This is a genomic window from Streptomyces sp. Sge12 (assembly GCF_002080455.1).
GTDB lineage: Bacteria > Actinomycetota > Actinomycetes > Streptomycetales > Streptomycetaceae > Streptomyces.
This window is the reverse complement of the sequence record NZ_CP020555.1, coordinates 4,926,883-4,946,233: the sequence shown is the minus strand read 5'-3', so window position 1 is coordinate 4,946,233 and position 19,351 is coordinate 4,926,883. Positions and strand designations below refer to the sequence as shown.

General features: G+C 73.8%; 14 protein-coding genes. 1 reads left to right on the top strand and 13 read right to left on the bottom strand.

The annotated features are described in order from the left end of the window. Positions 1-113: 113 nt before the first annotated feature. From B6R96_RS22085 to B6R96_RS22060, 6 genes are all read right to left on the bottom strand, one after another. Entirely contained in the window at positions 114-2,462 is a 2,349-nt protein-coding gene (locus B6R96_RS22085) for a xanthine dehydrogenase family protein molybdopterin-binding subunit (RefSeq protein WP_081523380.1), read from the bottom strand. Beyond that, positions 2,459-4,636 carry a 2Fe-2S iron-sulfur cluster-binding protein gene (locus B6R96_RS22080; RefSeq protein ID WP_237291485.1) on the bottom strand — a complete coding sequence of 726 codons (2,178 nt, stop codon included), beginning with the start codon at positions 4,634-4,636 and terminating at the stop codon, positions 2,459-2,461. Before B6R96_RS22080 ends, B6R96_RS22085 begins: the two co-directional genes overlap by 4 nt. Then, positions 4,633-5,637 carry an FAD binding domain-containing protein gene (locus tag B6R96_RS22075; RefSeq protein WP_078626585.1) on the bottom strand — a complete coding sequence of 335 codons (1,005 nt, stop codon included), beginning with the start codon at positions 5,635-5,637 and terminating at the stop codon, positions 4,633-4,635. Before B6R96_RS22075 ends, B6R96_RS22080 begins: the two co-directional genes overlap by 4 nt. Before the next feature lie 199 nt (positions 5,638-5,836). Then, positions 5,837-7,522, bottom strand: coding sequence for a beta-N-acetylhexosaminidase (locus B6R96_RS22070; RefSeq protein WP_081523378.1), 1,686 nt, complete (start codon positions 7,520-7,522; stop codon positions 5,837-5,839). A gap of 167 nt (positions 7,523-7,689) precedes the next feature. After that, positions 7,690-7,974, bottom strand: a complete 285-nt coding sequence (locus tag B6R96_RS22065; protein ID WP_030010729.1) for a DUF3039 domain-containing protein — start codon at positions 7,972-7,974, stop codon at positions 7,690-7,692. Between the two features lie 29 nt (positions 7,975-8,003). Continuing rightward, positions 8,004-8,564 (bottom strand): YqgE/AlgH family protein, encoded by a 561-nt coding sequence (locus B6R96_RS22060; protein WP_030388666.1) that lies wholly within the window; start codon positions 8,562-8,564, stop codon positions 8,004-8,006. A gap of 263 nt (positions 8,565-8,827) precedes the next feature. Between B6R96_RS22060 and murA the strand changes: the two genes are divergently transcribed. Next, positions 8,828-10,171 (top strand): UDP-N-acetylglucosamine 1-carboxyvinyltransferase, encoded by a 1,344-nt coding sequence (gene murA / locus B6R96_RS22055; protein ID WP_053172528.1) that lies wholly within the window; start codon positions 8,828-8,830, stop codon positions 10,169-10,171. A 312-nt stretch (positions 10,172-10,483) separates the two neighbouring features. Here murA and B6R96_RS22050 read toward each other — a convergent pair whose 3' ends face one another. The 7 genes from B6R96_RS22050 to B6R96_RS22020 form a co-directional block, all read right to left on the bottom strand. Continuing rightward, positions 10,484-10,765, bottom strand: coding sequence for an HU family DNA-binding protein (locus B6R96_RS22050; RefSeq protein ID WP_007264399.1), 282 nt, complete (start codon positions 10,763-10,765; stop codon positions 10,484-10,486). A gap of 340 nt (positions 10,766-11,105) precedes the next feature. Next, a complete protein-coding gene (locus B6R96_RS22045; protein WP_033224466.1) occupies positions 11,106-12,509 on the bottom strand; it encodes an NAD-dependent malic enzyme in 1,404 nt (467 codons plus the stop codon). A gap of 434 nt (positions 12,510-12,943) precedes the next feature. Further along, positions 12,944-15,250, bottom strand: coding sequence for a HelD family protein (locus B6R96_RS22040; protein WP_081523376.1), 2,307 nt, complete (start codon positions 15,248-15,250; stop codon positions 12,944-12,946). A 116-nt stretch (positions 15,251-15,366) separates the two neighbouring features. After that, on the bottom strand, positions 15,367-15,927 hold the full coding sequence (locus B6R96_RS22035; protein WP_081523374.1) for a CGNR zinc finger domain-containing protein: 561 nt from the start codon (positions 15,925-15,927) through the stop codon (positions 15,367-15,369). A 170-nt stretch (positions 15,928-16,097) separates the two neighbouring features. Continuing rightward, complete coding sequence (locus tag B6R96_RS22030; protein ID WP_081523373.1) at positions 16,098-16,622, bottom strand: GNAT family N-acetyltransferase; 525 nt, start codon at positions 16,620-16,622, stop codon at positions 16,098-16,100. A gap of 30 nt (positions 16,623-16,652) precedes the next feature. After that, the gene (locus B6R96_RS22025) at positions 16,653-17,828 is read right to left on the bottom strand and encodes a uroporphyrinogen-III synthase (RefSeq protein WP_053702259.1); all 1,176 of its coding nucleotides are present in this window, start codon (positions 17,826-17,828) and stop codon (positions 16,653-16,655) included. Between the two features lie 112 nt (positions 17,829-17,940). Continuing rightward, a complete protein-coding gene (locus B6R96_RS22020) occupies positions 17,941-19,311 on the bottom strand; it encodes a nitrate/nitrite transporter (protein WP_053702260.1) in 1,371 nt (456 codons plus the stop codon). Positions 19,312-19,351: the final 40 nt, after the last annotated feature.

The window sequence follows — 19,351 nt, the reverse complement described above, 5'->3', positions numbered from 1 at the left end:
CGTCCCCGTTCGCACCCGCGTGCACACGTACACGCGCATCCGTACCGATCACTCTAGCGACCGGCACGGACAGCCCCAAGTCCGGGGTTGCACGTGCAATGTGGGTCACACGGTCACGAGTTGGACGCACCCACCGCCGCGGAGGGCCTGATCGGCAGGCGGTTGACCGGGCGGCCCGTGGCCGCGCGGACCGCGGAGGCCACCGCCGCCGGGGTCGTGACCACGGGGATCGCACTCGCGGCCTTCGCCCCGAAGGGGGCCACCACGTCGCGTTCCTCGACCAGTTTGACGATGCGGACCGCCGGGGCGTCCAGCGCCGTCGGCAGGGCGTAGCCCGTCAGGTCCGGGTGGCGGACCAGGCCGGCGACCGTGCGGAGGTTCTCGGTCAGGGCCGCGCCGACGCCCTGGGTGACGCCCGCCTCGATACGGGCCTCCAGCTGACGGGGGTTCAGGATGCGGCCCACGTCCTGGGCGACGGCGAGTTCCACGACCCGTACCGAGCCCAGTTCGATGTCCACGTCCACCACCGCGCGGATCGCGCAGAAGGCGAGGCCCACGAAGGCGTCGCCCTGGCCGTCCGCGTCCAGGGGTTCCGTCGGGTGGGGGCGGCACTGGGCCGTCGCCCAGAGTTCCTTGCCGGCCATCGCCTCGGAGACCGACATCGAGAACGCCCCGTCGTACGAGGTGATCCGGCCGTCCTGGATCTGCAGCAGCTCCGTCGACATGCCCAGCTTGTGGGCCATCGGCTGGAGGAGCTGGGTGCGGACCATCTTGGCCGCGCGCTCCACGGCGCCCCCGGACACCCACGTGTGGCGGCCGTGCGCCGCCGGGCCGGCCGGCGGCTGGTCGGTGTCGACCGGGGCCGTGGTGACCTCGTCGACGCCCAGGACCTCCTGGACGATCTGCCGGGCCAGCGTGGCGAAGCCCTGGCCGGTGTCGACGGCCGCGCAGATGACCGTGGCGGCGCCGTTGACCACCTTCACCGTGGCCGTGGAGACCTCGTCCGTGCCCTCCGCGCCGAGCATGTGCACCATGCCGACGCCGTAGCCGACCCCGCGGCGCACCGCGCCCGGCTCGCCCGCGCCCTCCGGGCCGCCCGGCAGCAGCCATTCGTCCTCGGGGGCGTCCTTCGGCAGGGCGGGAAGTTCGAAGTCACGGACCGCGCGGAGGAGTTCGGCCACCGGTGCCGGGCAGGTCACCGTCTGTCCGGTGGGCAGCAGGTCGCCCGTCGCCAGGACGTTGCGCAGGCGCAGCTCGGCCCCGTCGATGCCGAGGGCGGCCGCGAGCTTGTCCATCTGGCCCTCGTACGCGGCGCACACCTGCATGGCGCCCTCGCCGCGGACGTGGCCCGACGGCGGGTTGTTGGTGCGTACCGCCCAGCCCTCCACGAAGGCGTGCGGGACGACGTACGGGCCGCAGGCGAAGGCGACCGCCGCGGCCAGGGATTCCGCGGAGGCGTCGGCGTAGGCGCCGGCGTCCATCAGGATCTGTGCCTCGACCTTGACGAGGCGGCCCTCGGCGTCCGCGTGGTGGCGGTAGCGCAGCAGGGTCGGGTGGCGGTGCGTGTGGCCGAGGAAGGACTCCTCGCGGGTGGCGGCCAGTTTGACCGGGCAGCCGGTGCGCAGGGCGAGCAGGCCGAGCGGGAGCTGGAAGGCGGCGTCCTCGCGGTCGGCCGTGGCGCCCGGCACGCCGGTGACGACGACGCGCACGCGGTCCGGATCCAGTCCGAAGCAGGCGGCGGCCAGGTCGCGGTCGCTGTGCGGGTCGGTGGAGGCGGTGTAGAGCTCCACGCCGCCGTCGGGGCGCGGCACGGCCAGTCCGGCCTCGGCGCCGATGGGGGCGGGGTCCTGGCGGCCGATCCGGTACAGGCCCTCGACGACCACCTCGCCGGTGGCCTCCGGGTCGCCGTAGCGCAGCGGGATGTGCCGGATCAGGTTGCCGTCGGGGTGCAGGGCGGGCGCGCCGAAGGACTGCTCGGGGTCGGTGACCGGGTCGAGGAGTTCGTACTCGACGGTGATCGCGGCCGCGGCGAGCCGCGCCGTGTCCGGGTGGTCGGCGGCGACGGCGGCGATGGGCTCGCCGTGGTGGCGTACGACGTCGTGCGCGAACACAGGCCGGTCCGCGATGCGGCGGCCGTGCGTGGTGGCGCCGGGCACGTCGGCGTGGGTGACGACGGCGCGGACGCCGGGCATCTCGGCGGCGGCCGTGGTGTCGATGGACAGGATCCGGGCGTGGGCGTGCGGGGAGCGCAGCACGGCGGCCCACAGGAGGCCCTCGGCCCACAGGTCGGCGGCGTAGGGGAAGGTGCCCTCGGTCTTGGCGCGGGTGTCCGCGGCCGGGACGGAGGCGCCGATCCCGCGCGGTACCTGCTGCTCGGAGGCCTCCGGGCCGGTGGCGGCGGACAGCGCCGTCACCGTGGTGTTCACCGTTGTCGTCGCGGTCGCCGCGTCCTGCCCGCTCACGCCGTGCCTCCGTGGTGGATGCCGCCCTCGCCGGGCGCTGCCTGGTGCGGGATGCGCGGCTCCGGTGCACCCGGGCCGCCGGTGGCCGCGCCCGAACCGGGGGCCGCGGGTTCCGCGGCCGCCGCCTCGCGCTCGGCGACGACCTCGCGCACGGCGTCGACGACCCCCGCGTAGCCGGAGCAGCGGCAGAGGTTGCCGCAGAGGGCCTGCCGGGTCTCCAGCTCGCTGGGGGCGTGGTTGCCCTCCAGCAGGTCGTGGATGGTCATGGCCATGCCGGGCACGCAGAACCCGCACTGCACCGCGCCCGACCTGCACAACGCCTGCTGGACGTCCGAGAGTTCCCCGTCCGTCGCGAGACCCTCGACGGTACGGACCTCGCTGCCGGCGGCCGTCGCCGCGGGCACCAGGCAGGAGGCGACGAGACGGCCGTCGACCTGCACGGCGCAGGCGCCGCACTCGCCCTGCGAGCAGCCGTCCTTGGCGCCGGCGAGGCCGAGGCGCTCGCGCAGCACGTACAGCAGGGACTCGCCGATCCAGGCGCCGGTGACGGGCCGGTCCGCGCCGTTGACGCGCAGGACGTAGGAGGCCGACGGGTGTTCGTGATGGGCGACGGCCCCGGCGGTCGCTTCTTCCTCGTACGTCGCCACCTCGGCCGGGGGACCCGCGGGGGCGCCCTCGTCCGGGAGTCCGTCCGCGCTGTCGGCGGTGTCCGCGGTCGGCACGAGGCCGGCCGGGGGCTCCTGCTCGGCCGGCCCGTCCCCGCTCCCGGGGTCGGGCTCGGCGGCGGGCTCGCCCGCGTAGGCGTCCTCGTGCGCGACCGGGTGGGCGACGTGCGGCGCCTGCTCCGGCGCAGTTTCCGGTACCGGTGCGGCCCCGGGCTCGGGCTCGGGCGCGTGGCCGAAGGCGCTGAAGCCGTGCCCGTCGGTTCCATCGGTGCCTTCGGAGCCGTCCGGGCCCTCGGTGCTCGCGGCGCCGTCGGGCTGCGCGGACTCGGCGGCCGGAGCCTGCTCCTGCGCGCGCACCCCGCCGAAGAGGTCCAGGCCGCCGGGGGCCGCCGGCTGCTGCTGCTCGGTGGCGGCGACGGCCGCGACGGCCGCGGCGGCCTGCTCGGCGTAACCGGCCGCCTCCGCGTACCCGGCGTACTCGCCCTGCCCCGTGTGCCCCGCGTAGTCCGCGTGTCCCGCGTGGTCGGCGGCCCGGGCGCCCTCGGCCGGCTCCGCCGCCGGGCCGTGCGCCGCCTCGATGTCGTGCGGGGCCTGGTGCACCGGCTCGCCCTCGGGCAGCGGGGTGCCCACGCCGGGTCCGCCCAGTACCCGCGGCCCGCGGCCCGCGGCGCCCACCCCGGGCCCGCCGAGCAGCCGCCCGGCGGCGTGCGCGGTCGCGGCTGCGGCGGCCGAAGCGGCGGCGGCCTCGTCGGTGCCCGGCAGCACACCGGCGCCCGCACCGGCCGCCGTACCCGCACCGGTGTCGGCGTGCGGGTCCGCGGCGGGCTGCTGCGTCAGGTAGGCCCACGGCGCCGGGGCGCCGCCCGGCAGCGTCGCCGGGGCCTGGCTCCAGTCGGCGTCCAGCGCGCCCGGCCGGAAGTCGTTCTGCGGTTCGGGATATTCGTTGTACTCGCCGTACTCGGGCACGGCCCACTGACCGGTCGCCGAGGAGGCCGCCTCGGGCTCGTGCGCCGCCTCCGGGAACCGCCACTCGGCGGTCGCGCTCGGATCGGTGGCCGGCTGCTCAGGCTCCGCCTCGGCGAAGGCCGCCGCGACCGACGCCGGGATGGGGATCGACGCCGGGATGGGCCCGCCCACCGAACCGGCCCCCGGACCCTGCCCCTGGCCCGAGCCGCCGTGACCCGTGCCGCCCTGGCCCGCGCCGCCGTGTCCCGCGTCCGCCTGGCCCGTGCCGCCCGCCTCCGGCCACTGCACCGGAATCGTCCACGTGCCCGTGGCCGCCGGATCCGTACTGGCCGAGCCGAGCGGCACGATCATCGGCGGCGGCACGTAGCCGTGCCCGGGCGCCGCGAGCGGCTCGCCGGTGCCGAGTGCGTCCAGCATGTCCTGCGGCAGTTTCACGAAGGCCGTGGCGTCCGAGTCGTACTCGCCGCCCTGCGGGACCGGTTCCCAGCCCCAGCCCGCCGTGCCGTTCCCCTGGGTCACGTTCTCGTTCTCGTTCTCGCTCATGAGGTCAGCGCCCTCCCGAGGGCCCTGCGCGCCAGCACGGCCACCGTCCGCCGCAGATGCAGTACTCCGGGAGCCACCGGTTCGCCCTGGTCGGGCACGCAGGCCGCCGCGACGTACTCGCCGAAGGCCTCCAGCGCCTCGGGGGCCAGGCTCCGCCCGCCGTCCCAGTCGATCAGCGAGGCCACCCACTGCTCGGCCTCCAGCGGCCGCAGCGGCATCGGGGCGACCGCGCCGATCGCGCAGCGCACGCCCCGGCGCGCGGGGTCCAGGACGAGCCCCACGGAGGCCACCGCGCGACCCGGGCCGGTACGGCCCGTGGCCTTCAGGAACACCTGCGGCGCGTGCAGCAGCGGCACCCGCACGAAGCCGATCAGCTCACCGGGCCGCAGCATCTCCCGCCCGGCCAGCAGGTAGGACACCGGGATCTCCCGCTGCCCGCCCGGGCCGACGATGACGAGTACGGCCTCCAGCGCGGCCAGCACGGGCAGTGCGTCACCCGTGGGCGCGGCGGTGGCGATGTTGCCGCCGAGGGTGCCGGCATTGCGGATCTGCGGGGGGCCTGCGGCGCGGGCCGCGGCCGCGAGCGCGGGGATCAGAGCGGCGAAATCCGGCCGCCCCATCCGTGCGTGCGTGAGTCCCGCGCCGAGCAGCGCGTGGCCGTCCTGGTACTGCCAGCCGCGGATCTCGTTGATCCGGCCCAGGCCCACCAGGGCGGCGGGCCGCAGCAGCCCCGCGTTGACGGCGGCCATCAGGTCGGTGCCGCCCGCGACCGGCACGGCGGCGGGCATGGCGGTGAGCGCCGCCACGGCCTCGTCGAGCGAGGCCGGCAGCGTCACGGACTGCGCCGCCTGCGGGCCCTGCGGCCCCTGAGGTGAATCCAGTGCGTGCGGTGCGTGCGTGGTCAACCCAGCTGCCCCTTCCCGATGTCCCGGTCCCCGGCGCTCACGCCTGTCCGCCGTACGGTACGTGCTCACCGCCGGGACGTGGCAACTCTGGCACATCTTCCGGGCCGCCCGGCGCGAGGGTCCGCCCACCGCCCCCGCCGCCGCGCGCGGTGTCCCGTACGGGGTGCGGGGCCCCGTCGCGCGGCCTTCGGCGACCCTCCTCCCCGATTGCCCGGTTTTCCCCGTATAGCCGGAAATTGAGGCAGAGTTCCGTTCCCGTTCCCTTTCGGTTCCGGTGCGCATCGTCACCTGCTTGTCACACGTTCGGGGGCGCGCCCTCGATCGGGCGCCCCGGCACTCCGGGCCGCCGCTGCCGCGGCAACGGCCCGCCCGGCGGCCGATAATCGACCCCCTGCGCGGCCAACCGCGCGTAGTGCGCGGCCATCCGCCCCTCGAACCGCGCGAAGTCGCGCTCCTCGGGCGCCGGCTGCGACGACCAGACCACCTCGGCGAAGGCCGCCAGCCGCGGGAACACCTGGTAGTCGACCCGGTCCTGGTTCTCCATCACTTCGGTCCAGACGTTGGCCTGCGCGCCCAGCACGTGGGCGGCGGCCTGCGCCGACAGCTTCGGCGGCACCGGCTCGAAGCGGTACACGTCCTCCAGCGTGCGCACGTACCCGATGGGCATCGGCTCGTCCGCGCCGCCCGCCTGCCGGTGGTCCAGGTACACCTGCTGCTCGGGGCACATGACCACGTCGTGCCCGGCCTCGGCGGCGGCGATCCCGCCCGCGTAGCCGCGCCACGAGGAGACCGCGGCGCCGTCCGCGAGCCCGCCCTCCAGGATCTCGTCCCATCCGATCAGCCGCCGCCCGCGTGCGGCGAGCCAGCCGTCGAAGTGCCGGACGAACCAGGACTGCAGCCCCTCCTCCCCGTCCACGCCCAGTTCGCGGATCCGCTCCTGGGCGACCGCCGAGGCCTTCCACTGCGCTGTGGGGCATTCGTCCCCGCCCACGTGCACGAAGGGCGAGACCTCCACGGGGAACAGCTCGAGCACTTCCTCGAAGACGCCTTCGTAGAACCGCAGCACGGCCTCGGTCGGCGCGAGCACGTTCTCGGTGATCCCCCAGTCGTCCCACACCCCCAGGGCGGCGGTGTCGACCACGTCGGTGTTCCCCAGCTCCGGGTACGCGGCGATCGCGGCCTGCGAGTGCCCCGGTACGTCGATCTCCGGGACCACCCGGACGTGCCGCTCGGCGGCGTACGCGACGATCTCGCGGATGTCGTCCCGGGTGTAGAAGCCGCCGTGCGGGGTCTCGTTCCACTGCGGCGAGGCCCGGTGGCCCCGGCGGCTGCGCGGCCGCCAGCCGCCGACCTCGGTGAGCCGCGGGTACCGCTCGATCTCGATCCGCCAGCCCTGGTCGTCGGTCAGGTGCAGGTGCAGGACGTTCAGCTTGTGGGCGGCGAGCAGGTCGATGTAGCGCAGCACCCCGTCCTTGGGCATGAAGTGCCGGGCCACGTCGAGCATCATCCCGCGCCAGCCGAAGCGCGGGCCGTCCGCGACGGAGGCGTACGGCAGGCTCCACGTGCGGCCCGGCAGCGGCGCCTTGCGGTACGCGTCGGGCCCCAGCAGCTGACGCAGCGTCTGGGCGCCCCAGAAGAGCCCGGCGGCCGTCGCGCCCGCCAGCTCCGCCCCGTCCGGGCCGATGTCGAGGCGGTACGCCTCCGGGCCCCGGTCCCCCGCGACGCCCGGGTCGATCCGCAGCCGCAGCTCCGCGACCGCGCCCGCCCCGGAACCGGACCCGGACCCGCTCCCGGACCCGTTCCCGGCACCCGCCCCGACCCCGGGCAGTTCCCAGCCGGTGGCCGCTCCCAGCTCCCGCCGCAGCCAGCGGGCGACGGACCCGGCGCCCGGCCCGGCGTCGAGGACCGGCTCGGGTCCGAAGGCGAAGCGGCGCCCGTCCTCGTCGAGGAGTACGGCCTGCGGTGCGGGGATCAGATCCATGCGTCAGCCCTTCACGACCACGTGTTGCGCGCTGCGCAACGCTCGTTCCGCAGGGCGCTCGTGGCGCCGACCCTAACGCGCCGTGCGGGCACGGCAAAGACCCCCGGACGCGCTGTGGCGCGCACCGGGGGTCTCGGTCCTGCGGAAAAGGGGGGCCGGGGGTCGGACTACTTGTCCTTGCCGCCCTTGTCCTTGTCCCCACCGGGGCCCATGGACTCGTAGATCTCCTTGCACATGGGGCAGACCGGGTACTTCTTCGGGTCCCGGCCCGGTACCCAGACCTTGCCGCAGAGCGCGACGACGGGGGTCCCGTCGAGGGCGCTCGCCATGATCTTGTCCTTCTGGACGTAGTGGGCGAAGCGCTCGTGGTCGCCGTCACCGTGCGACACCTGCGGCGTCGGCTCTACGAGGGTCCCCGTGCCAGTCCCGCGCTCGGGCTCAAGAGTGCTCATGGAACCCAGGGTACTTAACCCCGCGCCAGTCAGTTGAGCGACGGGTCGTCCGGATAGGTGGCGACCATCGCGAGGTCGCTGCGCTGGCGGCGCAGCACCGCCCGCCAGAGCCGCTCCGGGTCGGGGAAGGACACGTCCCCGGGCTCCGACTCGACCACGTACCAGGCGCCCTCGCCGAGCTCCGTCTCCAGCTGCCCCGGTCCCCAGCCGGAGTAACCCGCGAAGATCCGCAGGCCTCCCAGGGCCGCGGCCAGCAGCTCCGGCGGCGCCTCCAGGTCGACCAGGCCGATCGCCCCGTACACGCGGCGCCAGCCCAGCGGACCCTCCTCGCCCGGGATGACCGCGAGGCCCAGGGCCGAGTCCAGCGCCACGGGCCCGCCCTGGAAGACCACACCGGGGTCGCCCGCCAGGGGCGCCCAGGGCAGCAGGACGTCGCCGACGCCCACGGGCGTCGGCCTGTTGAGGACCACGCCGAGGGAGCCCTGCTCGTCGTGGTCGAGCAGCAGCACCACCGCGCGGTCGAAATTCGGGTCCGCGAGGGCTGGGGTGGCCACGAGCAGCCGCCCTGTGAGGGAGGACACCTCGGTCATGCCGCCATGATCCCGCACATCGGCCGATTAGGGGGAGCGGGCGCGGAGATCGGATCGCCCGCAGCTCAGGGCGCACGGCAGCAGCGAGGAGCGCGCACGGACGGAGTAGGCGGAACGCAACACTCCGCCATGTGGTGGATACGGAGGGTGTTGTGCCGAATTCATGACAGTCCTACGGCCACGTCGGCCTTACGAACAAGGGGGTGGTGACCCTTACCCTTTTCCCTGGCCCCCTGCCCACCCCTCTCCGGAACGCGAGATTCATGACCGGCATCAGTGACGATGTACTGCTTGTCCACGGCGGTACCCCGCTCGAGGGCGAGATCCGTGTCCGTGGTGCGAAGAACCTCGTGCCCAAGGCCATGGTCGCCGCTCTGCTCGGCAGCGAACCCAGCCGGCTGCGCAACGTTCCCGACATCCGTGACGTGCGCGTCGTCCGCGGGCTGCTCCAGCTGCACGGGGTGACGGTCCGTCCCGGCGAGGAGCCGGGCGAACTCGTCCTCGACCCCACCCACGTCGAGAGCGCGAACGTCGCCGACATCGACGCCCACGCGGGCTCCTCACGCATCCCGATCCTGTTCTGCGGCCCCCTGCTGCACCGGCTCGGCCACGCCTTCATTCCGGGTCTGGGCGGCTGCGACATCGGCGGCCGGCCGATCGACTTCCACTTCGACGTGCTCCGCCAGTTCGGCGCGACCATCGAGAAGCGCGAGGGCGGCCAGTACCTGGAAGCCCCGCAGCGCCTGCGCGGCTGCAAGATCCGCCTCCCCTACCCGTCGGTCGGCTCGACCGAGCAGGTGCTGCTGACGGCCGTCCTGGCCGAGGGCGTCACCGAGCTCAGCAACGCCGCGGTGGAGCCGGAGATCGAGGACCTCATCTGCGTCCTGCAGAAGATGGGCGCGATCATCTCCGTCGACACCGACCGGACCATCCGGATCACCGGCGTCGACCGCCTCGGCGGCTACAACCACAAGGCCCTCCCGGACCGTCTGGAAGCCGCCTCCTGGGCTTCCGCGGCCCTCGCCACCGGCGGCAACATCTACGTGCGCGGCGCCCAGCAGCGTTCGATGATGACCTTCCTGAACACCTTCCGCCGGGTCGGCGGGGCGTTCGAGATCGACGACGACGGCATCCGCTTCTGGCACCCGGGCGGCCCGCTCAACGCCATCGCGCTGGAGACGGACGTCCACCCCGGCTTCCAGACCGACTGGCAGCAGCCGCTGGTCGTGGCCCTGACGCAGGCCTCCGGCCTGTCGATCGTCCACGAGACGGTCTACGAGTCCCGGCTCGGCTTCACCTCCGCGCTCAACCAGATGGGTGCTCACATCCAGCTGTACCGCGAGTGCCTGGGCGGCTCGGCCTGCCGCTTCGGCCAGCGCAACTTCCTGCACTCGGCGGTCGTCTCCGGCCCCACCAAGCTGCAGGGCGCCGACCTGGTCATCCCCGACCTGCGCGGCGGGTTCTCGTACCTGATCGCGGCGCTGGCCGCCGAGGGCACCTCGCGCGTCCACGGCATCGACCTGATCAACCGCGGCTACGAGAACTTCATGGAGAAGCTCGTGGAACTCGGCGCGAAGGTCGAGCTCCCCGGCGGCGACCTCGTCTGAGCCGTAACGGGACGTACGAGCCGTGCCGCGCGCGGCACGTACGCAACAGCCCCCCGGGCCCCGCACAGGGCCCGGGGGGCTTTCTCGTGGCCTCCTGCGGCCGGGTGGGGCATGCCACGGGCATACCGGGGCCCCGCCAAGGGCCCTGACGGGGCCTCACAGGGCCTGCCGGACCGCCCCGGACCACCGGGGCCGGACCGGCCCCGGACAGGCCGATGGGCGGCCACCCCGCCCGGGGGTGACCGCCCATCGTCGTTCTGCGTGCTACTGCCGTTCCAAAGACCTGTGCGGCCCTCGGCGCCGGGGCAGGACTTACTTGCCCTTGGCGGCTTCCTTGAGCTTGGAGCCCGCGGAGACCTTCACGCTGTAGCCGGCCGGGATCTGGATGGGGTCGCCGGTCTGCGGGTTGCGCGCGGTGCGAGCGGCACGGTGGGTGCGCTCGAAGGTCAGGAAGCCGGGGATGGTGACCTTCTCGTCGCCCTTGGCGACAATCTCGCCGACGGTCTCGGCGAGCGCGGCCAGAACGGCGTCGGCGTCCTTGCGGGTCACCTCGGCGCGCTCGGACAGAGCGGCCACCAGCTCACTGCGGTTCATGTTGTACTCCCGTGTTCAACTTGCCTTAGAGGCGTGAGATCGAAGCCGATGCTGCCAGGGCCCTAGGACAGTCCCCGGACCCGGGTCTGAACGTCAGACCCTCTCGCCCGGTTACGCATCCTGCCCCCACCAGCGGCGGGAAAGCCAATCCGGCACCCGTCGGGGTCACACGAAAAGCGCCACAGTCACGCCGCGGTGACGCTCCGTCCACGCCCTCGCTCACACGCCGCTGCGGACCGCGGACCTCGCGGGCATCCCCGCAACCCTAGAGGCGGCCCGTCGGGCCCGCATCTCGCGACGCGCCGGGATCAGCGCGTCGTGAGGGCCGTCACAGCGGGGCTCACGCCCCCGAGGCGGCCTTGCGGACGGCACCCGCGACCGCACCGGCGACCTTGTCGTTGAACACCGACGGGATGATGTAGTTCGCGTTCAGCTCGTCCTCGCCGACGACGTCCGCCAGCGCGCTCGCGGCGGCCAGCATCATCTCCGTGTTCACGGTGCGGGACTGAGCGTCCAGCAGACCGCGGAAGACACCCGGGAAGACCAGCACGTTGTTGATCTGGTTCGGGAAGTCGGAACGGCCGGTGGCGACGACGGCGGCGGTCTGGCGGGCGACGGCCGGGTCCACCTCCGGGTCCGGGTTCGCGAGCGCGAACACGATCGCGCCCTCCGCCATGGCGGCGACGTCCTCGCCGGACAGCACGTTCGGGGCCGAGACGCCGATGAACACGTCGGCGCCGACCACGGCCTCCTTCAGCGTGCCCGTGTAGCCCTCGGGGTTGGTGTTGTCGGCGATCCAGCGCAGCGGGGAGTCGGCCGCGGCGTCGACGAGGTCGGGGCGGCCCGCGTGCACGACACCGTGGATGTCGGCGCTCACCGCGTTCTTGACGCCCGCCGCGAGGAGCAGCTTGAGGATGGCGGTACCGGCCGCGCCGGCGCCCGACATGACGACCTTGACGTCGCCAACTGCCTTGCCCACCACGCGCAGTGCGTTGGTGAGGGCCGCGAGCACGACGATCGCGGTGCCGTGCTGGTCGTCGTGGAAGACGGGGATGTCGAGGGCCTCGCGCAGGCGTGCCTCGATCTCGAAGCAGCGCGGCGCGGAGATGTCCTCCAGGTTGATGCCCGCGAAGCCGGGGGCGATCGCCTTGACGGCGGCCACGATCTCGTCGGGGTCCTGGGTGTCCAGGCAGATCGGCCAGGCGTCGATGTCGGCGAAGCGCTTGAAGAGGGCCGCCTTGCCCTCCATGACCGGCATGGCGGCCATCGGGCCGATGTTGCCCAGGCCCAGCACGGCGGAGCCGTCCGTCACGACTGCGACGGTGTTGCGCTTGATGGTCAGGCGCCGGGCGTCCTCGGGGTTCTCGGCGATCGCCATGCACACGCGGGCCACGCCCGGGGTGTAGATCATCGAGAGGTCGTCACGGTTGCGGATGGGGTGCTTGGACGCCATCTCGATCTTGCCGCCGAGGTGCATCAGGAAGGTGCGGTCGGAGACCTTGCCGAGGCTGACGCCCTCGATGCCGCGCAGCTTCTCGACGATCTCGTCCGCGTGCGCGGTGGAGGTCGCGGCGATGGTGACGTCGATCCGGAGCTTCTCGTGGCCGGATGCGGTCACGTCGAGGCCGGTGACCGATCCGCCGGAGGACTCCACGGCGGTGGTGAGCTGGGAGACCGCGGTTCCGCTCGCGGGCACTTCCAGACGGACCGTCATCGAATACGAGACGCTGGGCGCCGTTGCCATGGCCGTGTTCCTCTTCTGTCCCTGGTTCGCTGTAACACACAGAGCCCCGCTGCACAGCAGGTGCGGCAGGACCTGTTGTCCGATCGTCCCACCTACCAGCCAGTACAAGGTAACCAGCTACAAAATTCGGAAAGACTCTTCCACCATACGAGATTCCAGGGGGGTTCGGAATGGTGGGGTCATACAAAACAGGTCCGCGCCCCCCACAGGTGGGGGACGCGGACCTGGTCATTCATACGTCTATGACACCGACCCGCCATGCTCGCCTCGCGGCAAGTGGTCGCTCTGAGCGACGAAGGTTGGGCCCGGGGGCTTGGATCGAGTCGGTGCCGTACCCAGGCTAACAAAGGATCGCCGAAAGTGATCCCCCTGCTCGCGCTCGTATCCGAGCACCACGCGCCTGGCCGCGGACCATCCGGCCGTACGGCCCGCCCCTACGGCAGCAGCAGCTCCGGCACCCCGTCCGCGTCGGGCTTGTCCCGGTCCGCCGAGACCACCGTCAGCTGCTGCGTCGCACGCGTCAGCGCCACGTACAGCACCCGCAGGCCCGCCGGGGACTCGTCCGCGATCTCCGCCGGGGAGACGACCACCGTGGCGTCGTACTCCAGGCCCTTGGCCTCCAGGCTGCCCAGCGCCACCGCCCGCTCGCCGAGGTCCGCGAGCCAGCCCGCGGCCTCCGCGCGCCGGTCCATGGCCACGACCACGCCCACCGTGCCGTCCACCTGATCCAGCAGCCGCCGGGTCTCCTCCCGCACCGCGGTGCCCAGATCGCCCGGGGCGGCCGTGAACCGCGGCTCCAGCCCCGTGGAGCGCACCGCGGTCGGCGGCTCCATGCCGGGCATCGCCAGGCGCAGCACCCGGGAGGCGACCTCGGCGACCTCGGCCGGGTTGCGGTAGTTCACCGTCAGGGTGAACCGCCGGCGCGGTCGCGACCCGAGGGCCTCGTCGCGGGCCGCGGCGGCCTCCTCGGGGTCCGTCCAGGAGGACTGCGCCGGGTCGCCGACGACCGTCCACGTGCCGTGCCGGCCGCGGCGGCCCACCATCCGCCACTGCATCGGCGTCAGGTCCTGGGCCTCGTCCACGATGACGTGCGCGTACTCGGTGCGCTCCGCCGCGAGCCGCTCGGCCCGCTCCCACTGGGTCTCCTCGCGGGTCGGCATCAGCTCCTCCAGCCCGCTGAGCTGGTCGAGCGGGTCCATCTCCCGCTTGCGCCTCGGCCGGGCCGGGGCGCCGAGCAGCTGCTGGAGCTCGTCCAGCAGCGCCACGTCGTGCACCGACAGGGGGCCCTTGCCGTCCGGGCCCACCCGGCGCAGCGAGCGGGCCAACTGGCGGGTCTCGCGCGGGTTCAGGTCCCGGCGCGACCAGCGGCCGAGGTGGCGCTCGTCGGCGAGCGCGGCGAGCACCCGGCGCGGGGTCAGCTCGGGCCACCAGGCATTGAGGAAGTCGATGAAGGCGTCCTCGGTGGAGATGTCCTCGTCGAAGGCGGAGCGCAGCTCGGCGGCCAGCTCCGGGTCGCTGTGCCGGCCGGACCCGCCCGACTTCGCGTAGAGGGCGTCGAGCAGCAGCTTGCGGGCGCGCGGGCGCAGCAGGTTGACCGGGGCGGTGCCGCTGAGCACGTTCTGCCGGATCCGGTTCAGCTCGTCGGCCTCCAGCTCTTGGCGGCGGCCGAAGGCCACCACGCGCAGCCGGTCGGGGGCGCCGCCGAGTTCCAGTGCGCCGCGTACGGCCTTGCGGAGCACCTTCAGCATCCGCGAGGAGCCCTTGACGCGGGCCACGGCCGGGGAGTCGTAGGTGGTGGCCTCCGCGCCGTCGACGAGCGAGCCGAGCGCCCGGATCGCCACCTGGCCCTCCTCGCCGAGCGAGGGCAGCACGCCCTCGGTGTACGCGACGAGCAGCGGGGTCGGGGAGACGATCAGGATGCCGCCGGAGTAGCGGCGCCGGTCCTGGTAGAGCAGGTAGGCGGCGCGGTGCAGGGCGACGGCCGTCTTGCCGGTGCCGGGCCCGCCGGCGACCTCGGCGACGGAGGCGGCGGGGGCCCGGATGACCAGGTCCTGTTCGGCCTGGATGGAGGAGACGATGTCGCGCATGGAGTGCGTACGGGCCCGCCCGAGGGCGGCCATCAGGGCGCCGTCGCCGATGGCGGGGAGCTCCCGGCCGTCCAGGAACGCGCTGACCTCCGGGCGCATCAGGTCGTCCTCGACGCCCAGCACCTTGCGGCCCTTGGAGCGGATGACGCGGCGTCGCACCACCCGGCCGGGGTCCTTGGGCGTGGACCGGTAGAACGGCGCGGCCGCCGGCGCGCGCCAGTCGATGACCAGCGGCGCGTAGTCGGAGTCCAGGACCCCGATGCGGCCGATGTGCAGCGTCTCGGCGATGTCGGCGGTGAGGTCCTCGCGGATCGCGTCGTCGGCGGGCTCGACGGAGGTGTACGCGCCGTCCGCGCCGCGTTCCCCGTCCTTGCCGAGCACCAGGTCGATGCGGCCGAAGAGGAAGTCCTCGAACTCGTTGTTCAGCCGGTTCAGGTGGATGCCCGCCCGGAAGACCTGCGCGTCGCGCTCGGCGAGTGCGCCGGGCGTACCCACCTGGCCGCGCTTGGCGGCGTCGTTCATGAGGAACTCGGCCTCGTGGATCTTCTCCTCAAGGCGTCGGTACACCTGGTCGAGATGCGTCTGCTCGACCGCGATCTCCCGATCGCGGACGGAATCCGCCGTGCTGTCGACAGCGGCATTCTGCGCGGCCACCAAGGCCCCCTTCTGACGTGCATGGGCGACCGTCAACCGTACGCGAATCGGCCCCTTGTCCGCACGCCCGTTCCGGAATGGGTCTCGCCTGGTGGTACGCGGGGCGGTGCGCCCGTCTAGCGGGATCCGGCGGCCAGGGCCCGGCGGCGGTGCCGGGCCACCCGCTCGCGGTTGCCGCAGCGCTCGCTGGAGCACCAGCGGCGCCGGTGCCCGCGGGAAGTGTCCAGGTAGACGCGGGTGCAGCCGTCGCCGTCGCAGGCCCGCAGCAGGGCCCGGTCACCGGGGTCGGTCAGCAGCTCGACGGCGTCGCGGGCGACGGCCGCGAGCAGCGCGCCGCACTCCACGCCGCCGCACAACTCCCGTACGAGGTGCCCTTCCTGGTCCCGTACGGCACACAGTCCCGGGGGTGGTCCGGCGGCCAGGGCGTTGACCCGGGCGAGGGCGTGGTCGTCGGGATCGGTGCCGAGCAGCTCCGCCCGTACGAGGGTTTCCACGTCGGCGCGCAGGGCCCGGAAGGCCGCGGCCCAGTCGGGCCCCACCCGGGCGAGCGGCGTGCGGTCGGGGACCAGGCCGGCCCCGGCGAGCCACAGCCGCAGCTCGTCTCCGTCCGGGATCGCCTCGTGGGGGGTGAAGGTGGCCACCAGGTCCAGGCAGACCCGCCCGGAATCGAACCGCATGCCGTCAGCCTCCCGTCGTGGGGGTGCCGTACCAGATTGCCGCCCGGCGGGCCACAGCGGAAGCCCCCGAACCGGTGGGCCCGTCCCAGCCTCGCCGGCCGATCTCAGCCTCGCCGGCGTTCGAGGCGCGGGGTCTGGGGCGGAGCCCCGGGAAACCCGGCTCCACCGGGTCAGGCCGGGGGGTCGTCGTGGAGGAGGCGCTGGAAGAGGCGGTGGTCGCGCCAGGCGCCGTTGATGTGCAGGTACCGCGGCGCGAGGCCGTACGGTTCGAAGCCCGCCTTCGCCAGCACCCGCTGCGAGGCCAGGTTGTCGACGAGGGTGCCCGCCTCCACCCGGTGCAGGCCCAGCTCCTCGCGGGCGACCCGGCAGACCTCCTCCACCCCGGCGGTGGCCAGCCCCTTGCCGTGCCACGCGGGGTCGACCCAGTACCCGAGACCGCCGCTGCACAGCGGCCCGTACGCGATCGAGCCGAGGTTGATCGCGCCGACGGGCGCACCCGTGGCCGTCTCGACGAACACGTACGGGACGATCCGCCCCGCGTCCCGTTCCGCGAGCACGCCCTCCAGCCGCTCCCGCTGGCCGTCCTCCGTGTAGAACGCGTCCGGCCGGACCGGCTCGACGTGCGCCATGAACGCGCGGTTCCGGGCGAACGCCTCGGCCAGCCCGGCGGCGTCGCCGAGCACGACGCCCCTCATCTCGACCCCGTCAATGATCACCCCGGCACGCTAGCCGAGGACGCCCCTGGCCGTCACCGCGTCGGCGGGAAGCTCCCCGTACTTGGCCTCCCCGCCCGCGTCCAGGGAGAGCCGGTAGCCGCGCTTGACCACCGTCTGGATCAGGTTCGGCGCCCCGAGCGCCACCCGCAGGCGGGCCATCGCCGTCTCCACCGCGTGCTCGTCCCGGCCCGCGCCCGGCAGTGCGCGCAGCAGGTCCGCGCGGGAGACCACCCAGCCCGGGCGCCGCGCCAGCGCCCGCAGCAGGGCCATGCCCGCCGGCGGGACGGGCCGCAACTGCGTGTCCACCAGGACCGCGTGGCCGCGGATCTCCACCCGGTGCCCGGCCACCGGCAGCACCCGCGCCCGGCCGGGCAGTTCGCGGCAGAGCAACTGCACCAGCGGGCCCAGCCGGAACCGCTCCGGCTGCACGGTGTCCACGCCGTGCGCCTGGAGCGGCAGCGCGGTCACCGGGCCCACGCACGCGGACAGCAGCCTGCCGCGCAGTGCGTCCAGTACGGCGTCCCGCTGCCCGCGCTCCTCGGCCCGGGACAGCAGCGAGGCCGCCGCCGGCGCGGAGGTGAAGCTGACGGCGTCCACTGCGCCGGCGACCACCGCGTCCAGCAGCCGGTCCAGCGGCGCGAGGTCCTCGGGGGCCATCCACCGGTACACCGGGACCACCACCACCTCGGCGCCGCCGGCCCGCAGCGCCTCGACGAAGCCGGGCAGCGGCTCCCCGTGCAGCTGGAGCGCGATCCGCCGGCCGGCCACCCCCGCCGACAGCAGCCGCTCCAGTACCTCGGCGAGCGATTCGGAGTCCGGGGACCAGGTCTCCACGAGCCCGGCGGCCCGGATGGCGCCCTTCACCTTCGGTCCGCGCGCCAGCAGTTCGGCGGCGCGCAGCCGCTCCAGCAGGTCCTCGCCGATGCCCCACCCGTCGGCCGCCTCGATCCATCCCCGGAAGCCGATCGCGGTGGTGGCCACGACCACGTCCGGCGCGCAGTCGATCAGTTCCTTCGTGGCGGCCAGCAGCTCGCTGTCGTCGGCGAGCGGCACGATGCGCAGCGCCGGCGCGTGCAGTACGGCCGCCCCGCGCCGCCGCAGCAGGGCGATGAGCTCGTCCGCCCGCCGGGCTGCCGTGACCCCGACGGTGAAGCCCGCGAGCGGGCCGGTGTTCGTATCGTCCATCGTGACCATCGTGACCTGCCTAGTGACGCATGCGGAGCGGTGGGGGCGGTACGGGCGGACCGAGCCTGCCAAGCTGTCGTGTCGGACTCGGTTCACCCGTATTTCGCCCCGGTTACACCGACGTGAGCTGCGGTTTCGTCTCGACGCCGACCGCGTGGACCGCCGGGGCCGCGGGGCGGCGAAGGTATACCGCCCACGTCACGGCGCAGCACAGGGCGTAGAAGCCGAGGAAGGTGACGAAGGCCGCCGTTCCGGAGCCGGAGGTGCGGAAGGCCTCCCGGAAGACGAGGTTGATGCCGAGTCCGCCGAGCGCGCCGACGGCCCCGATGAGCCCCATGGAGGCGCCGGAGAGCCGCCGTCCGTACGCGGCCGCGGCCTCGCCGCTCATGCCGCGCGCCAGCGCCTTCGCCTGGAAGATGCCCGGGATCATCTTGTAGGTCGATCCGTTGCCGAGCCCGCTCAGGACGAACAGCGCCACGAACCCGACGAGGAAGACCGGCAGCGAGGACCGCTGGGAGGCGAACACCACCACTGCGGTCGCCGCCGCCATCGCCACGAAGGTGCCCAGGGTGATCCGGGCCCCGCCGAACCGGTCCGCGAGGGCCCCGCCCACCGGCCTGATCAGCGATCCGAGCAGCGGCCCCATGAAGGTCAGTGAGGCGGCCTGGAGGGGGGTGCGGCCGAACTGGGTCTGCAGCACCAGTCCGAAGGCGAAGCTGTAGCCGATGAAGGACCCGAAGGTGCCGATGTAGAGGAACGCCATGATCCAGGTGTGCGCGTCCTTCAGCGCCTCGCGGACCGCGCCGGTGTCGTTGCGCACGGGCGCCAGGTTGTCCATCCGTACCGCCGCCAGGACGGCCGCGAGGACGATCAGCGGGATGTAGGCGCCCAGCAGGTAGCGCGGGTGCGCGGCCCCGGCCGTCGCGATGACCAGCAGGCCGGCGAGCTGCACCACGGGCACGCCGATGTTGCCGCCGCCGGCGTTCAGGCCGAGCGCCCAGCCCTTCTTGCGCAGCGGGAAGAAGGCGTTGATGTTGGTCATGGAGGAGGCGAAGTTGCCGCCGCCGACGCCGGTGAGGGCCGCGACGACCAGGAAGGTGCCGTACGAGGTCCCGGGCTCCATCACCACGATCGCGGCGACCGTCGGCGCGAGCAGCAGCAGCGCGCTGACGACGGTCCAGTTCCGGCCGCCGAAGCGGGCGACGGCGAAGGTGTACGGGACCCGGACGACCGCGCCGACCAGGGTCGCGGTCGCGATGAGGAAGAACTTGCCGGCCGGGTCGATCCCGTAAGCCGGTCCCATGAAGAGGACCATCACGGACCAGAGCGACCAGATGGAGAAGCCGATGTGCTCGGAGAACACGGAGTAGACCAGGTTGCGGCGGGCGGTCCGCTCCCCCGTCTCCTTCCAGAAGGTCTCGTCCTCGGGGTCCCACCGCTCGATCCAGCGGCCCCCTTTGCGCGGTGCGGTCGTACCGGTCATCACACGCCTCCACAGCTGTCGCGTCCGTGGTACGACCGTA

Bases quoted from the DNA above. Each gene is read 5' to 3' on its own strand.
- B6R96_RS22080 (WP_237291485.1), bottom strand. From the start codon at position 4,636: ATGAGCGAGAACGAGAACGAGAACGTGACCCAGGGGAACGGCACGGCG.
- B6R96_RS22075 (WP_078626585.1), bottom strand. From the start codon at position 5,637: ATGTGCCAGAGTTGCCACGTCCCGGCGGTGAGCACGTACCGTACGGCG.
- B6R96_RS22070 (WP_081523378.1), bottom strand. From the start codon at position 7,522: ATGGATCTGATCCCCGCACCGCAGGCCGTACTCCTCGACGAGGACGGG.
- B6R96_RS22065 (WP_030010729.1), bottom strand. From the start codon at position 7,974: ATGAGCACTCTTGAGCCCGAGCGCGGGACTGGCACGGGGACCCTCGTA.
- B6R96_RS22060 (WP_030388666.1), bottom strand. From the start codon at position 8,564: ATGACCGAGGTGTCCTCCCTCACAGGGCGGCTGCTCGTGGCCACCCCA.
- murA (WP_053172528.1), top strand. From the start codon at position 8,828: ATGACCGGCATCAGTGACGATGTACTGCTTGTCCACGGCGGTACCCCG.
- B6R96_RS22050 (WP_007264399.1), bottom strand. From the start codon at position 10,765: ATGAACCGCAGTGAGCTGGTGGCCGCTCTGTCCGAGCGCGCCGAGGTG.
- B6R96_RS22045 (WP_033224466.1), bottom strand. From the start codon at position 12,509: ATGGCAACGGCGCCCAGCGTCTCGTATTCGATGACGGTCCGTCTGGAA.
- B6R96_RS22035 (WP_081523374.1), bottom strand. From the start codon at position 15,927: ATGCGGTTCGATTCCGGGCGGGTCTGCCTGGACCTGGTGGCCACCTTC.
- B6R96_RS22030 (WP_081523373.1), bottom strand. From the start codon at position 16,622: ATGAGGGGCGTCGTGCTCGGCGACGCCGCCGGGCTGGCCGAGGCGTTC.
- B6R96_RS22025 (WP_053702259.1), bottom strand. From the start codon at position 17,828: ATGGACGATACGAACACCGGCCCGCTCGCGGGCTTCACCGTCGGGGTC.
- B6R96_RS22020 (WP_053702260.1), bottom strand. From the start codon at position 19,311: ATGACCGGTACGACCGCACCGCGCAAAGGGGGCCGCTGGATCGAGCGG.